Raw genomic sequence first — 14,980 nt, forward strand, 5'->3', positions numbered from 1 at the left:
CATTCGAAAATCTGTGAGGAGACGCGCGGTATGGAAAAAATTTGGCTGAAATCGTACCCACCCGGCGTTCCAGCCGAAATCGACGCGTCTCCTTATCCCTCTGTTCCTGACCTGCTCGACGAAAGCTTCCGGCAGTATCGCGACCGCACGGCGTTCGTCTGCATGGGCAAGGGCATCACCTACGGCGAACTCGACACGCTGTCACGCCAGTTCGGTGCGTGGCTGCAATCCCGTGGCCTCGCGCGCGGCGCGCGCGTCGCGATCATGATGCCGAACGTGCTGCAGTACCCCGTGGCGATTGCCGCGGTACTGCGCGCAGGCTACACCGTCGTCAACGTCAATCCGCTCTACACGCCGCGCGAGCTCGAGCATCAGCTGAAGGACAGCGGTGCGGAGGCGATCGTCATCCTCGAGAATTTCGCGTCGACGCTGCAGGCCGTCATCGCCAATACGGCGGTCAAGCATGTCGTCGTCGCATCGATGGGCGACCTGCTGGGCATCAAGGGATGGCTCGTCAATTACGTCGTGCGCAACGTGAAGAAGATGGTGCCCGCGTGGCAGCTTCCGTCGTTCACGCGCTTCAAGGCCGCGCTGTCGGAAGGCGCGCGGCAGGCGTTTAAGCCGCTGAAGATCGGCCCCGACGACGCCGCGTTCCTGCAATATACGGGCGGTACGACCGGCGTGGCGAAGGGCGCGACGCTGCTGCACCGGAACATCGTGTCGAACGTGCTGCAGGCCGGCGCCTGGCATCATCCGGCGCATGAGAAGTACCCGGAGGTGAAACAGTTCGTGACGGTTGTCGCGTTGCCGCTGTATCACGTGTTCGCGCTGACCGTCTGCGGCTTCCTGACGATGCGCACGGGCGGGATGGGCATCCTGATCCCGAATCCGCGCGACATCGCCGGCATGATCAAGGAACTGAAGGGTTACCAGATCTCGACGATTCCGGCGGTCAATACGCTGTACAACGCGCTGCTGAACCATCCCGAATTCAACCAGCTCGACCTGTCGAAGCTCGTGATCGCCAACGGCGGCGGCATGGCAATCCAGGAGGGTGTTGCGAAGCGCTGGTATGAAAAGACCCATACCGCCATCATCGAAGGCTACGGGCTGTCCGAGACGTCGCCGGTGGCGACGTGCAACCCGGTGACGGCGACCGAATACAGCGGGACGATCGGCTTGCCGCTGCCGTCGACGGAAGTTGCGATCCGCGACGACGCCGGCAACGACGTTGCGCTCGGCGAGCCCGGCGAGATCTGCATCCGCGGGCCGCAGGTGATGGCCGGCTACTGGAACCGGCCGGACGAGACCGCGAAGGTCATGTTCCCGGATGGTTTCTTCAAGACGGGTGACGTCGGCGTGATGGATGCCCGCGGTTACGTGAAGATCGTCGACCGGAAGAAGGACATGATTCTCGTATCCGGCTTCAACGTGTATCCGAACGAAGTCGAGGACGTCGTGGCGTCGCATCCGGGCGTGTTCGAGGTGGCGGCGGTCGGCGTGCCGGACGAGCATTCCGGCGAAGCCGTGAAGCTGTTCATCGTGAAGAAGGACCCGGCGCTCACCGACAAGGACATCCTGGCGTACTGCAAGGAGCGGCTCACCGGGTACAAGCGCCCGAAGCTGGTCGAATTCCGCACGGAGCTGCCGAAAACGAACGTCGGCAAGATCCTGCGGCGCGAGCTGCGCGACGGACGCGCGTAACGGCGCGTAGGAACGCGCGGTCGAACGAAAAAAAGCCCGGCTCGTGCCGGGCTTTTTTGTTTGCAGCACCGATCGGAAGCGGAGGGTTCCCGAGGGGGAAGGCGGCCGGCCGCGCGTTTCGACGCAACGGCCGGGCGCGGAGCATCGCGACGCGTGCAACGCGACTGGCCGATCCGCCGCACACCGGGGCCCTGCTGCCGCGCCGGAAAAGAAAAAGGCGCCCGAAGGCGCCTTCAATGTACTGCGGCTTGTCAGGCAAGCTGATTAGAACTTGTGACGGATGCCGACGCGTGCTGCGACCTGGTTGCTGGTGCTCGACCCAGCGAGACCGTTGATCGATGCAGTGGCCTTGATGACGTCGCCGTTCGCGTCGAGCACGCTGCCCGATGCGTGCTGGTACACGCCGATCGCGTAGACGTCGGTGCGCTTCGACAGGAAGTAGTCGACGCCCAGCGAGCCCTGGTGGTACTTGGCTGCCGAGCTGCCGTTGATCTTGCTGCCTTGCGTGTAGTCGTACGCAGCACCGAGAATCAACGCCGGGGTCAACTGATACTTGAAGTTGAGTTCGCCGTTGTTGAACGTCGCGCTTTGGTTCACGAACGGACCGGCCGAGAAGCCCTTGAACTTCGTGTTCGAGTACGTCGCGCCGATCGTCGCTGCGCCGAACGTGTATGCGCCGCCCGCACCGATGACCTGATACGTGTTCGCATTGTTCGCGTACGTGCCGTAGACCGGCGACGAGACCGACGAAGACGCGGAACCGTTGTTGAACATGCCGCCGAACTGGTTCGGCGTGCGTGCGTTCAAGTAGCCGACGCCCAAGACCAGCGGGCCGTTGTTGTAGCCTGCGCCGAGCGACCAGACCTGGTTCTTCGAGAACTGGCCGGCTTGACCGCCGAAGCTGTACAGGCCGCCGAACGAGAAGCCGCCGTAGGTCTGGCTCGTGAACTTGACTGCGTTGTTCACGCGGTACGCGTTGTTGAAGTTGTCGAGGTCGCCCGGGTGAGCGGCGATGTAGCCGCCCCACTGGTCGCCTGCCTCGAGCGGGCCGACGAAGTCGACGACGGAGTCGTATTGACGACCCAGCGTGACCGTACCGTACTGGCTCGAAAGGCCGACGTAAGCCTGACGGCCGAACATCAGGCCGCCCTGGCCGAGCTTGCCGCTGTTCACGTCGAAACCGTTTTCGAGGGTGAAGATCGCCTTCAGGCCGCCACCGAGATCTTCGGTGCCGCGCATGCCGAAGCGGCTGCCTTGCATCACGCCGCTGGCCATGCTGTACAGATGCTTGCCGCCTGCGTTGTTGTTGAAGAGCAGGCCTTCATCGATGATGCCGTAAAGCGTCACGCTGCTTTGCGCATGGGCAGCGCCAGCGAACGCGCCCAGCGCGACGAGCGCGAGAAGCGACTTTTTCATTAACGGATCTCCAAGAATCACTGAATTTTTTTGGCGGGGCGGATAGTTATGTTCTGTTGACGGGCCCCATCAACTTCGCAAGAAGTCGCACGTAATGTAGCAAAACCGTTTTTTGCCACAAAGCGAAATGGCGTAGCGCAAGGCCGCCATGTTTCCTTTATGCAACAATGGTTAAAATCACGGGTTAACCGCAATTTCCGCTGAATAATCAAGTCGGTTACGCAGCGGACTCGTGCCCTTGCCGCTCGCGGCAGCACACGCAGCCAGGAGAACAGGATGGTGTTGGATGAACTGATCAGCGAATTCGATCGCGGCCTGCGATCGCTGACCGGCATTAGCCGGATGAGCCGCCCGGTGCCCGTGCCGGCCGAGGCGCCGGCCGTCGAACTGACGCCCGCGGAGCGCTCGCATGCCGCCGGGCTGATGCGCGTGAACCACGTCGGCGAGGTCTGCGCGCAGGCGCTCTACCAGGCGCAGAAACTCACCGCGCGCACGTCGTCGGCGAAGGCGATGTTCGAGGAGGCCGCGCGCGAGGAGGAGGACCACCTCGCGTGGACCGCGCACCGCCTGAAGGAGCTCGACTCGCGCCCGAGCCTGCTGAACCCGCTGTGGTACGCCGGCGCGCTCGCGATCGGCGTGGCGGCCGGCACGCTCGGCGACAAGGTCAGCCTCGGCTTCATGGCCGAGACGGAGCGGCAGGTCGAGAGTCATCTCGAAGGCCACATGTCCGAGCTCCCGGAGACCGACACCGCGTCGCGTGCGATCGTCGACCAGATGCGCATCGACGAAGTGAAGCACGGCAAGGCCGCGACCGACGCCGGCGGGATCGAACTGCCGCTGCCCGCGCGGATGCTGATGCGCGCCGCGTCGAAAGTCATGACGAGCACTGCGTACTATCTCTGAGATTCTCACCGGGGCGACGCGCGACGTCGCCCCGGTTCACCGCCCCCGATACTGCCCGCTGACTCCTCGTTTTCCCGCCCCCGAAAGCCCCGTCCTCACGCGTGTCTGGCCCATCTTTCTCACGTATCACCTTCACAAGTTGCACTAGCTCATTCATTTATAACGGTTTTTGGAATGAGGGGCCGCATGAGCATGTGCGCGTAAGTCCTTGTTCTAACTAACAAAATTCGTCAAAAAAGCGGGCCGCTCCCTTGACCGTGCCACACCCTTCCTCTAAAGTGGGAGACAGTGTGAGAAAGTGTATTTTTGTGTGATTTAGCAGGCTGTTCCGGCTAAATTCTCAGCATTGAGCGGGTGCTTCGGTGCCCTGAACGGGAGAGCGGAAAGTGTTCCAAGGGGCGTCGGCGCTGACGCTCGATGCGAAAGGGCGGATGTCGGTGCCGGCTCGCTATCGCGAAGCGCTGCAAGGACAGGCAGAAGGACGGGTGACTGTGACCAAGCACCCGGACGGCTGCCTGTTGCTGTTTCCGCGCCCGGAATGGGAAGTGTTCCGCGCCAAGATCGCCGCGTTGCCGATGGACGCGCACTGGTGGCGGCGGATTTTTCTCGGCAATGCGATGGACGTCGATCTCGACAGCGCGGGCCGGATTCTTGTATCGCCCGAGCTGCGTATGGCAGCCGGACTGGAAAAGGAAGTCATGTTGTTGGGAATGGGTAGTCACTTCGAGCTGTGGGATTCGCAGACCTACAACGCGAAGGAGCAGGCAGCGATGGCGCAGGGCATGCCCGACGCGCTGAAGAATTTCACGTTCTGATTGCGGTGACGGAGACGCCCGCGATGGGAAACGAATTGCAGCATCGGACAGTGCTGTTGGACGAGGCGGTCGAGTCGCTCGTGACGCGCCCGGACGGCATTTATGTCGACGGTACGTTCGGGCGCGGCGGCCATAGCCGCGCGGTGCTCGCGCGGCTGGCGGCGGACGGGCGGGTGATCGCGTTCGACAAGGATCCGAGAGCGATCGAGACGGCGCAGGGCATCGAGGATGCGCGCTTCTCGATCGTGCATGACAGCTTTGCATCGATGCGCGACGCGCTTGCGGCGCGCGGCGTCGAGAAGGTGTCGGGTGTGTTGCTTGACCTGGGCGTGTCCTCGCCGCAGGTGGACGATCCGGCGCGCGGCTTCAGCTTCCGCGCCGATGGTCCGCTGGACATGCGAATGGATCCGACGCGCGGCGAGTCGGCGGCCGAATGGCTCGCGCGGGTTTCGGTGCAGGAATTGACGGAGGTGATACGAGATTATGGGGAAGAACGGTTTGCTTTTCAGATTGCAAAGGCGCTTGTTGCTCGCCGGGCAGAGTCCGACCGTCTTGGGCCTCTCGACACCACGGGCGAGCTTGCCCAAATCGTGGGTCACGTCGTCAAAACCCGTGAGAAGGGCAAGGATCCGGCAACCCGCACCTTTCAGGCTATACGGATTCACGTCAATCAAGAGCTTGCGGACCTGCAAGTCGTACTAGACGCGGCACTGTCGTTGCTGGAGCAAGGGGGGCGGCTGGTGGTCATCAGCTTTCATTCACTCGAGGACCGGATCGTCAAGCGATTCATGCAGGCGCACGCGAGTGCGCCTGCGGTCGATCGTCGCCTGCCGATCCGTGCCGTCGACCTCCCGAGCCCGCCGCTCAAGATCATCAGCCGCCAGTTTCCGAGTGAAGCGGAAGTCGCCGCGAATCCGCGCGCCCGGTCCGCCGTGATGCGCATTGCGGAGCGCGTCACGCCATGAGCCGCTTCAATATCTTCCTGCTGATCATCGTGATGGGTTGCGCGCTGTCGGTCGTCAACTCGACGAACCAGCAGCGCCAGATCTTCATCCAGTTGCAGCGCGCGCAGTCGCAGGAGCATCAGCTCCAGCAGGACTACGCGCAGCTTCAATATCAGCAGAGCGCGCTGTCCAAGACATCACGCATCGAGCAGCTCGCGAACGATTCGCTGAAGATGCAGGCGATCACGACCGGCCGTACGCAATACCTGACGCTGGCGCCGGGCGCCGCGAAGGCGATCGACGCGCCGATCCCGGCTTCGGCCGATACGACCGGCAAGGGCAAGGGAGGCGCGCAATGAAGCCGTCCCCGAAGCGCCAGAACGTGAAATTCTCGTCGAGCCCCGTGCTGGGCGTGCATCTGCCGATGTGGCGCTCGAAGTTCGTCGTGTTCATGCTGTTCATGGCGTTCGTCGCGCTGGCCGCGCGGGCGTTCTGGATCCAGGGCCCCGGCAACGCGTTCTACCAGAAGCAGGGCGAGAGCCGCTACCAGCGCACGATCGAGCTGCCCGCGACGCGCGGCAAGATCCTCGACCGTAACGGGCTCGTGCTCGCGACGAGCCTGCCCGTGCGCGCGATCTGGGCGATTCCCGACGCCGTGCCGGACGATCTCGATGCCGACAAGGTCAACCAGCTCGGCAAGCTCCTCGGCATGACGCCGAAGGAACTGCGCGTGAAGTTGTCGGAAGACAAGGGTTTCGTCTACGTGAAGCGCCAGGTGCCGATCGACGTCGCGGACAAGGTCGCCGCACTCGACATCCCGGGCGTCTACCAGCGCAACGAATACAAGCGCTTCTATCCGGAAGGCGAGATCACCGCTCACCTGATCGGCTTCACGAACGTCGAGGACGAAGGGCAGGAGGGCGTCGAGCTCGGCGACCAGAAGATGCTGTCCGGCACGTCGGGCGTGCGTCGCGTGATCAAGGACCGGATGGGGCACATCGTCGAGGACGTCGCCGAGCAGATCCCGCCGCACAACGGAACCGACGTCGACCTGTCGATCGACAGCAAGATCCAGTACATCGCGTACGCGAACCTGAAGGCCGCCGTCGACAAGTTCAAGGCGAAGGCCGGTGCGGCGATGGTCGTCGACGTGCGTACCGGCGAGGTGCTCGCGCTCGTCAACTACCCGACGTACAACCCGAACGACCGCTCGCGCATGACGGGCGAGCAGTTGCGCAACCGGATCATGACCGACGTGTTCGAGCCGGGTTCGATCATGAAGCCGTTCACGGTGTCGCTCGCGCTCGATTTGCATCGCGTGACGCCGAACACGCTCGTCGAGACGGGCAACGGGCATTTCGTGCTCGATGGCGCGCCGATCACCGATGACGCGGGCTTCGGCACGCTGACGGTCGGTGGCGTGATCCAGAAATCGAGCAACATCGGCGCGACGAAGATCGCGATGACGATGCGGCCCGAGGAAATGTGGAACATGTATACGAGCATCGGCCTCGGCCAGGCGCCGAAGGTCGGTTTCCCGGGCGCGGTGGCCGGCCGCCTGCGGCCGTGGAAGAGCTGGCGCCGCATCGAGCAGGCGACGATGTCGTACGGCTATGGCCTGTCGGTGTCGCTGTTCCAGCTCGCCCGTGCGTACACGGCGATCGCGCATGACGGCGAACTGATGCCCGTGACCATTTTCAAGACCGACCCCAATCAGCAGGTGACGGGCACGCAGGTGTTCAACCCGACCACCGCGCGCGAAGTGCGCGCGATGCTCGAGACGGTGGTCTCGCCGGGCGGCACGTCGCCGGATGCGGCCGTGCCGGGCTATCGCGTCGGCGGCAAGAGCGGTACCGCGTACAAGCATGAAGGCCATGGCTACACGCGCAAGTATCGCGCGTCGTTCGTCGGGATGGCGCCGATGCCGAATCCGCGCGTCGTCATCGCCGTATCGGTCGACGAGCCGACCGCCGGCAGCCACTTCGGTGGCGCGGTGTCGGGCCCCGTATTCTCGGCGATCGCCGGCGACACGATGCGCGCGCTGAACGTACCGCCGAACATGCCGATCAAGCAGCTCGTCGTGTCTGACGATTCGCCGGCAGCACCCGCCGCATCGGGGCCGCAAAAGCTGGCCGCAGGTGGCGGTGCGAAGCATATGATCGTGTCCAGCACGACGCGTAATTCACCAGGAGTTGTTCGATGAGCGCCGCCCGCAGTTCCCATCCGGCGCATCAGCAGATCGCAGCCGCGCTTGCGTGGCTGCGTCAGCATGTGACCCCCGCAGCGCAACTGCATGCCGACACGCGCAGCCTCAAGGCTGGCGACGTGTTTCTCGCGTATGCGGTCGACGGGGCGGATAACCGTGCGTTCATCGCCGACGCCGTTGCACGCGGCGCGGTTGCCGTGCTGTATCAACCGGAAGGGCTGGCCGCCGCGCCGGCCGTGCCCGTCGCGCTCGCGGTGCCGGCGCTCGACCAGCTCGCCGGCGAGATCGCCAGCGGCTGGTACGGCGATCCGAGCGACAGCCTGCTCGCGGTGGGCGTAACCGGCACGAACGGCAAGACGTCGTGCACGCAATGGATCGCCACCGCGCTGACGGCGCTGCACCAGCCGTGCGCGGTGATCGGCACGCTCGGCAGCGGGATGCCCGGCCAGCTCGTGCCGACGGGCTTCACGACCCCCGACGCGCCGCAGCTGCAGCGCAGTCTCGCGCAGTTGCGCGACGCGGGTGCGAAGGCCGTGGCGATGGAGGTGTCGTCGCACGCGCTGCACCAGGGGCGCGTGAACGGGACGGCATTCGACATCGCGGTGTTTACGAACCTCACGCAGGATCACCTCGACTATCACGGCACGTTCGACGCATACGAGGCCGCGAAGGCGAAGCTGTTCGCATGGCGCGGCCTGCGCACCGCGGTCGTCAACCGTGACGACGCGGCTGGCCGGCGCCTGCTCGAGAAGCTGGCCGGTCGCGTGCGCACCATCGCGTACGGGATCGGCGACGCGCAGGCGCCCGACGCCGATCGCGAACTGGTCGCGCTCGACGTGCGCGCCACCGCGACCGGCACGGCATTCCGCCTGCGTTCGTCGTGGGGCGACGCCGACGTCGAAGTCGGCACGCTCGGCACGTTCAACGTCAGCAACCTGCTCGCGGTGCTCGGCTCGCTGCTCGCGGCCGACGTGCCGTTCGACGCGGCGATCGCCGAGATCGCGCGGCTCGAGTCGGTCAACGGCCGGATGCAGCGGCTCGGCGGCCGGCTGCAGAACGACGAACCGCTCGTCGTGATCGACTACGCGCACACGCCCGACGCACTCGAAAAGACGCTCGACGCGCTGCGTCCGATCACCGCGGCGCGCGGCGGCCGGCTCGTCTGCATGTTCGGCTGCGGCGGCGATCGCGATGCAACGAAGCGGCCGCTGATGGGCGCGATCGCGGAACGGCTCGCCGACGAAACCGTCGTCACGAGCGACAACCCGCGCAGCGAAGATCCGCAGCGCATCATCGACCAGATCGTCGCCGGCATGACCGCGCCGGATCGCGCACGCCGGATCGAGGATCGCGCGAGCGCGATCCTGCAGGCCGTGCGCGGCGCCGCACGCGAGGATGTCGTCGTGCTGGCCGGCAAGGGCCACGAGGCAACGCAGGAAATCATGGGCAAGAAGCGCACGTTCTCCGACCAGGATCACGCACGGCTCGCGCTTGCGGCGCGTGCGACGCACGGCAAGGGAGGCGGCGAATGACGATGCTCAGTCTCGGCGAAGCCGCTCGCCTGATTCCCGGCGCAACCGTCCACGGTGATGCGGGCGTCACGTTCGACCGCGTGTCGACGGACAGCCGCACGGTCGGCCCGGGCGACCTGTTCGTCGCGCTGAAGGGCGAGCGTTTCGATGCGCACGACTTCCTCGGCGACGTCGCCGCGCGTGGTGCTGCCGCGGCGCTCGTCGCGCACCTGCCGGCGGGCGTCGCGCTGCCGGCGATCGAGGGCGGCGAAACGCGTGCCGCGCTCGGCGCGCTCGCACACGGCTGGCGCAAGCGATTCCCGCTGCCGCTCGTCGCGGTGACGGGCAGCAACGGCAAGACGACCGTCAAGGAAATGATCGCGTCGATCTTCGCGGCGGCGGTCGGCGCCGACGCGCGGCTCGCGACGGCCGGCAACCTGAACAACGACGTCGGCCTGCCGCTGACGCTGCTGCGCCTGTCGGCTGCGCATCGGCTCGCGGTGATCGAACTCGGCATGAATCACCCGGGCGAGACCGAAATCCTCGCGCGTCTCACGGCGCCGACGGTCGCGCTCGTCAACAACGCGCAGCGTGAGCACCAGGAATTCATGGCGACGGTCGAAGCGGTCGCGCTCGAACACGCGGCCGTGATCCACGCGCTGCCGCCGGACGGCGTCGCGGTGTTCCCGGCCGACGATGCGTACGCGGGTATCTGGCGCGTCGCGGCGACCGGCAACCGGATCCTCGATTTCGCATTGCACGATGCCGAACGGCAGAACGACGCGCAGGTCACGGGCCGTCTTCATGGCGGTGAGCTCGCGATCGACACGCCGGCCGGCGCCGTCACGGTGCGGCTGCGGGCGCTCGGCGAGCACAACGCGCGCAACGCGCTGGCCGCGACGGCCGCGGCGCTGGGCGCCGGCGTTGCGCTGTCGGCGATCAGGCAGGGCCTCGAATCGTTCGAGCCGGTCAAGGGCCGGCTGCAGGTGAAGCAGGCGAGTGCCGGCAGTCTCGCGGGCGCGACGGTCGTCGACGATACGTACAACGCGAATCCCGATTCGATGCGTGCCGCGATCGACGTGCTCGCCGCGCAACCGGCGCCGCGCGTGCTGGTGTTCGGCGACATGGGCGAGGTCGGCGACGAAGGGCCGGCGTTCCATCGCGAGATCGGCGCGTATGCGCGCGAGCGCGGAATCGACGCGCTGTTCGCGCTCGGCGACGCATCGCGCGATGCGTGCACCGCGTACGGCGACGCGGCTCGCCATTTCGGCGACGTCGATTCGCTCGTGGCGGCGCTGCTCGCGGCGGGCTACGGCGCGCAGGCGACGGTGCTCGTGAAGGGCTCGCGGTACATGAAGATGGAGCGCGTGGTCGACGCGCTGACGAACCAACCCGCGGCGGGCACGGCGCCCGCTGCACACTGAGTAGAAGGAAGGAAGCATGCTGCTGGCGCTGGCGCAATGGCTGCAAGGTGACGCAAGCTTTTTGCGCTTGTTCACGTACCTCACGTTCCGGGCGGTGATGGCCACCATCACCGCGCTCGGGATCGGGCTCGTGTGCGGACCGTGGGTGATCCGCAAGCTGACGCAAATGAAGGTCGGGCAGGCCGTTCGCAAGGACGGTCCGCAGACGCACCTCGTCAAGTCGGGCACGCCGACGATGGGCGGCGTGCTGATCCTGATCGGCATCGCGGTTGCGACGCTGCTGTGGGGCGACCTGACGAACCGTTTCATCTGGATCGTGATGCTCGTCACGTTCGGTTTCGGCGTGATCGGCTGGGTCGACGACTACCGCAAGGTCGTCCACAAGGACCCGCGCGGGATGTCGTCGCGCGAGAAGTATTTCTGGCAGTCGGTGATCGGGCTGTTCGCGGCCGTCTACCTCGCCTTCAGCGTGTCCGAGGCGAACAACGTGCGCGTGTTCGACCTGTTCATGGCGTGGGTGCGCAGCGGCCTGTCGATGGGGCTGCCGGCACGTGCCGACCTGATGCTGCCGTTCCTGAAGTCGATCAGCTACCCGCTCGGCGTATGGGGCTTCATCGTGCTGACTTACTTCGTGATCGTCGGCGCGAGCAACGCGGTGAACCTGACCGACGGCCTCGACGGCCTCGTGATCATGCCGGTGGTGCTGGTCGGCGCGTCGCTGGGTGTGTTCGCGTACGTGATGGGCAGCGCGGTGTACTCAAAATACCTGCTGTTCCCGCACATCCCGGGCGCGGGCGAACTGCTGATCTTCTGTTCCGCGATGGGCGGGGCAGGGCTCGCGTTCCTCTGGTACAACACGCACCCCGCGCAGGTGTTCATGGGCGACGTCGGCGCGCTGGCGCTCGGCGGCGCGCTCGGCACGGTCGCGGTGATCGTGCGCCAGGAAATCGTGCTGTTCATCATGGGCGGCATCTTCGTCGCGGAGACGCTGTCGGTGATGCTGCAGGTTTCGTGGTTCAAGTACACGAAAAAGCGCTACGGCGAAGGGCGACGTCTGCTGAAGATGGCGCCGCTGCATCACCATTTCGAATTGTCCGGCTGGAAGGAAACGCAGGTGGTGGTGCGTTTCTGGATCATCACGCTGATGCTGTGCCTGTTCGGTCTGACCACCCTCAAGCTGCGGTAAAGGAAAGGTAACAAGGATGTCTGGCGAGATGTTTGGAGATCGGCAACGGCCGATGGTGCTCGTACTGGGGCTCGGGGAATCGGGTCTCGCGATCGCGCGATGGTGCGCGAGGCACGGGTGCCGGCTGCGCATTGCCGATACCCGCGAGGCGCCGCCCAACCTTGCCGCGCTGCAGGCCGAAGGCATCGATGCGGAATTCGTCGGCGGGGCGTTCGCGCCCGCGCTGCTCGACGGCGGTGTCGAGATCGTCGGGCTGAGCCCCGGGCTGTCGCCGCTCGAACCGGCGCTCGCGGCGCTGGTCGCGGCGGCGAACGAGCGCGGGATCGCGGTGTGGGGCGAACTGGAATTCTTCGCGCAGGCGCTGCGCGCGCTCGGCACGAGCGGCTACCAGCCGAAGGTGCTCGCGATCACGGGCACCAACGGCAAGACCACGACGACGAGCCTCACGGGCCTGCTGTGCCAGCGCGCGGGCAAGAAGGTCGCGGTCGCGGGCAACATCAGCCCCGCGATGCTCGACCGGCTCGCGGGCGCGATCGACGAAACGGCGCTGCCCGACGTGTGGGTGCTCGAACTGTCGAGCTTCCAGCTCGAGACCGCGCGCACGTTCGCGCCCGATGCGGCCGCGATCCTGAACATCACGCAGGACCACCTCGACTGGCACGGCAGCTTCGACGCATACGCGAAGGCAAAGGGCCGGATCTTCGGCGCGACGACGACGCGCGTGCTGAACCGCGACGATGCCGCCGTGATGAAGTTCGCGCCGGCTGCGGGTGCGGCCGACGCACCGCGCACGGTCACGTTCGGCCTGAACGAACCGGTGCAGGACGGCGACTACGGGCTGTCCCGCGACAACGGCATCGCATGGCTGGTGGAAGCCGTCGATCGCGACGCGCCGGATGAAACGGCGACGACCCGCCGGCGCAAGCGCGACGCCGCGCATACGCCCGACATCGGGCAGAAGCGCCTGATGCCGGCCGACGCGCTGCGGATTCGCGGGTTGCACAACGCGGCGAATGCGCTGGCCGCATTCGCGCTCGCGCGTGCGATCGACCTGCCGGCCGCGCCGCTGCTGCACGCGCTGCGCGAATACCGCGGCGAAGCGCATCGCGTCGAAGTGATCGCGACGATCGACGACGTGGACTACGTCGACGACAGCAAGGGAACGAACGTCGGTGCGACGGTTGCCGCGCTCGACGGGCTCGCGCAGAAGATCGTGCTGATCGCGGGCGGCGACGGCAAGGGGCAGGATTTCGCGCCGCTGGTCGCGCCGGTCGCACGCTGGTGCCGCGCGGTGATGCTGATCGGCCGCGACGCGCCGGCGATCCGCGACACGCTCGCCGAAACGGGCGTGCCGCTCGCCGACCACGTGACGCTCGAAGGCGCGGTGCACGCAGCGGCCGACCTGGCGGAGCCGGGCGACGCGGTGCTGCTGTCGCCCGCATGCGCGAGCCTCGACATGTTCAGGAACTACGCCCATCGCGCGGATGTCTTCCGCGCGGCGGTCGACGAAATCGCCATCGACAAAGGAGCGACGCCATGAGCTGGTCCGATCGCATCGTCTCCCGTTTCAACGACCGGCGCGATGCCGGCGGCAATGCCGCGGGCGGCCGCGTCTCGTCGGCCACGCGCGCCGCGACGGGCGGCCTCGCGAGCGTCGTCAACGGCGTGCGCCCGAGCCGTTCGCGGATGCTCGACTTCGACTATTCGCTGCTGTGGGTGGCGATCGCGCTGCTCGGGCTCGGCGTCGTGATGGTGTATTCGGCGTCGATCGCGATGCCCGATTCGCCGAAATACGCGTCGTATCACGATTACGCGTTCCTGATGCGCCACTGCGTGTCGCTCGTCGTCGCGTTCATCGCGGCGGTGGTCGCGTTCCGCGTGCCGGTGTCGACGTGGGACAAGTACGCGCCGCATCTTTTCCTGATCGCGCTCGTCAGCCTCGTGATCGTGCTGATCCCGCACGTCGGCAAGGGCGTGAACGGTGCGCGCCGCTGGATTCCGCTCGGCATCACCAACATGCAGCCGTCGGAAATCATGAAGCTAGCCGTGACGATCTACGCGGCGAACTACACGGTGCGCAAGCAGGAATACATGCAAAGCTTCGCGAAGGGCTTCCTGCCGATGGCGTTCGCGGTCGGCCTGGTCGGCGCGCTGCTGCTGCTCGAACCGGACATGGGCGCGTTCATGGTGGTCGCCGCGATCGCGATGGGCGTGCTGTTCCTGGGCGGCGTGAACGGCAAGCTGTTCGGCGGCCTCGTCGCGACGGCGGTCGGCACGTTCACGATGCTGGTGTGGCTGTCGCCGTGGCGGCGCGAGCGGATCTTCGCGTATCTCGATCCGTGGGACGAGCGCTACGCGCAGGGCAAGGCCTACCAGCTCACGCACTCGCTGATCGCATTCGGTCGCGGCGAATGGTTCGGCGTCGGCCTCGGCGGCAGCGTCGAGAAGCTGAACTACCTGCCGGAAGCGCATACCGACTTCATCCTCGCCGTGATCGGCGAGGAACTCGGTTTCGTCGGCGTGCTGGTCGTGATTCTGCTGTTCTACTGGATCGTGCGCCGCGCGTTCGAGATCGGCCGCCAGGCGCTCGCGCTCGATCGCACGTTCGCGGGCCTGATGGCGAAGGGCATCGGCATCTGGTTCGGCGCGCAGACATTCATCAACATGGGCGTGAACCTCGGGCTGCTGCCGACCAAGGGCCTGACGCTGCCGCTCGTGAGCTACGGCGGCTCCGGCATTCTGCTGAACTGTGTCGCTCTTGCGGTGCTGCTGCGGGTGGACTATGAAAATCGCGTGCTGATGCGGGGAGGGAAGGTATGACCTCCCCGCGTCAGTACGCGATTTCGGCGAAGGCTAACTTCGTGCGCGAAG

12 protein-coding genes are annotated in these 14,980 nt (G+C 66.0%); 11 read left to right on the forward strand and 1 reads right to left on the reverse strand.

Features of this window, described 5'->3' with window-relative positions:
* Positions 1-30: 30 nt before the first annotated feature.
* Positions 31-1,704 (forward strand): long-chain fatty acid--CoA ligase, encoded by a 1,674-nt coding sequence (locus H3H55_RS02460; protein ID WP_193097571.1) that lies wholly within the window; start codon positions 31-33, stop codon positions 1,702-1,704.
* Positions 1,705-1,968: 264 nt separating this feature from the next.
* Here the strand turns inward: H3H55_RS02460 and H3H55_RS02465 are convergent, their stop codons facing one another.
* Complete coding sequence (locus H3H55_RS02465; protein ID WP_129513630.1) at positions 1,969-3,120, reverse strand: porin; 1,152 nt, start codon at positions 3,118-3,120, stop codon at positions 1,969-1,971.
* 276 nt (positions 3,121-3,396) lie between these two features.
* Here H3H55_RS02465 and coq7 point away from each other — a divergent pair, with 276 nt between their 5' ends.
* The 10 genes from coq7 to ftsW all read left to right on the forward strand — a co-directional run bounded on the left by coq7 (position 3,397) and on the right by ftsW (position 14,929).
* Positions 3,397-4,023, forward strand: a complete 627-nt coding sequence (gene coq7, locus H3H55_RS02470; protein WP_129513631.1) for a 2-polyprenyl-3-methyl-6-methoxy-1,4-benzoquinone monooxygenase — start codon at positions 3,397-3,399, stop codon at positions 4,021-4,023.
* A 386-nt stretch (positions 4,024-4,409) separates the two neighbouring features.
* Complete coding sequence (mraZ, locus tag H3H55_RS02475; RefSeq protein WP_006487094.1) at positions 4,410-4,838, forward strand: division/cell wall cluster transcriptional repressor MraZ; 429 nt, start codon at positions 4,410-4,412, stop codon at positions 4,836-4,838.
* A gap of 23 nt (positions 4,839-4,861) precedes the next feature.
* Positions 4,862-5,803 carry a 16S rRNA (cytosine(1402)-N(4))-methyltransferase RsmH gene (rsmH, locus tag H3H55_RS02480; protein ID WP_193097572.1) on the forward strand — a complete coding sequence of 314 codons (942 nt, stop codon included), beginning with the start codon at positions 4,862-4,864 and terminating at the stop codon, positions 5,801-5,803.
* Positions 5,800-6,141, forward strand: coding sequence for a cell division protein FtsL (gene ftsL / locus H3H55_RS02485; protein ID WP_048251118.1), 342 nt, complete (start codon positions 5,800-5,802; stop codon positions 6,139-6,141). Before rsmH ends, ftsL begins: the two co-directional genes overlap by 4 nt.
* The gene (locus H3H55_RS02490) at positions 6,138-7,985 is read left to right on the forward strand and encodes a peptidoglycan D,D-transpeptidase FtsI family protein (protein ID WP_129513633.1); all 1,848 of its coding nucleotides are present in this window, start codon (positions 6,138-6,140) and stop codon (positions 7,983-7,985) included. The genes ftsL and H3H55_RS02490 overlap by 4 nt, the downstream gene beginning before the upstream one ends.
* Positions 7,982-9,520 carry a UDP-N-acetylmuramoyl-L-alanyl-D-glutamate--2,6-diaminopimelate ligase gene (locus H3H55_RS02495; protein ID WP_193097573.1) on the forward strand — a complete coding sequence of 513 codons (1,539 nt, stop codon included), beginning with the start codon at positions 7,982-7,984 and terminating at the stop codon, positions 9,518-9,520. Before H3H55_RS02490 ends, H3H55_RS02495 begins: the two co-directional genes overlap by 4 nt.
* Positions 9,517-10,923, forward strand: coding sequence for a UDP-N-acetylmuramoyl-tripeptide--D-alanyl-D-alanine ligase (locus H3H55_RS02500; protein ID WP_193097574.1), 1,407 nt, complete (start codon positions 9,517-9,519; stop codon positions 10,921-10,923). Before H3H55_RS02495 ends, H3H55_RS02500 begins: the two co-directional genes overlap by 4 nt.
* Before the next feature lie 16 nt (positions 10,924-10,939).
* Positions 10,940-12,109 carry a phospho-N-acetylmuramoyl-pentapeptide-transferase gene (gene mraY, locus H3H55_RS02505; protein ID WP_006477019.1) on the forward strand — a complete coding sequence of 390 codons (1,170 nt, stop codon included), beginning with the start codon at positions 10,940-10,942 and terminating at the stop codon, positions 12,107-12,109.
* 28 nt (positions 12,110-12,137) lie between these two features.
* Entirely contained in the window at positions 12,138-13,649 is a 1,512-nt protein-coding gene (murD, locus tag H3H55_RS02510; protein WP_193097575.1) for a UDP-N-acetylmuramoyl-L-alanine--D-glutamate ligase, read from the forward strand.
* Positions 13,646-14,929, forward strand: coding sequence for a putative lipid II flippase FtsW (gene ftsW, locus H3H55_RS02515; RefSeq protein WP_048251123.1), 1,284 nt, complete (start codon positions 13,646-13,648; stop codon positions 14,927-14,929). Before murD ends, ftsW begins: the two co-directional genes overlap by 4 nt.
* Positions 14,930-14,980: the final 51 nt, after the last annotated feature.

Source organism: Burkholderia sp. Z1, from assembly GCF_014893795.1.
Lineage (GTDB): Bacteria > Pseudomonadota > Gammaproteobacteria > Burkholderiales > Burkholderiaceae > Burkholderia > Burkholderia theae.

What these genes read in the sequence shown, in the direction of transcription:
- ftsL (WP_048251118.1), top strand. Translation starts at nt 5,800, where the DNA reads ATGAGCCGCTTCAATATCTTCCTGCTGATCATCGTGATGGGTTGCGCG.
- mraY (WP_006477019.1), top strand. Translation starts at nt 10,940, where the DNA reads ATGCTGCTGGCGCTGGCGCAATGGCTGCAAGGTGACGCAAGCTTTTTG.
- murD (WP_193097575.1), top strand. Translation starts at nt 12,138, where the DNA reads ATGTTTGGAGATCGGCAACGGCCGATGGTGCTCGTACTGGGGCTCGGG.
- H3H55_RS02460 (WP_193097571.1), top strand. Translation starts at nt 31, where the DNA reads ATGGAAAAAATTTGGCTGAAATCGTACCCACCCGGCGTTCCAGCCGAA.
- H3H55_RS02500 (WP_193097574.1), top strand. Translation starts at nt 9,517, where the DNA reads ATGACGATGCTCAGTCTCGGCGAAGCCGCTCGCCTGATTCCCGGCGCA.
- rsmH (WP_193097572.1), top strand. Translation starts at nt 4,862, where the DNA reads ATGGGAAACGAATTGCAGCATCGGACAGTGCTGTTGGACGAGGCGGTC.
- H3H55_RS02490 (WP_129513633.1), top strand. Translation starts at nt 6,138, where the DNA reads ATGAAGCCGTCCCCGAAGCGCCAGAACGTGAAATTCTCGTCGAGCCCC.
- H3H55_RS02465 (WP_129513630.1), bottom strand. Translation starts at nt 3,120, where the DNA reads ATGAAAAAGTCGCTTCTCGCGCTCGTCGCGCTGGGCGCGTTCGCTGGC.
- coq7 (WP_129513631.1), top strand. Translation starts at nt 3,397, where the DNA reads ATGGTGTTGGATGAACTGATCAGCGAATTCGATCGCGGCCTGCGATCG.
- H3H55_RS02495 (WP_193097573.1), top strand. Translation starts at nt 7,982, where the DNA reads ATGAGCGCCGCCCGCAGTTCCCATCCGGCGCATCAGCAGATCGCAGCC.
- ftsW (WP_048251123.1), top strand. Translation starts at nt 13,646, where the DNA reads ATGAGCTGGTCCGATCGCATCGTCTCCCGTTTCAACGACCGGCGCGAT.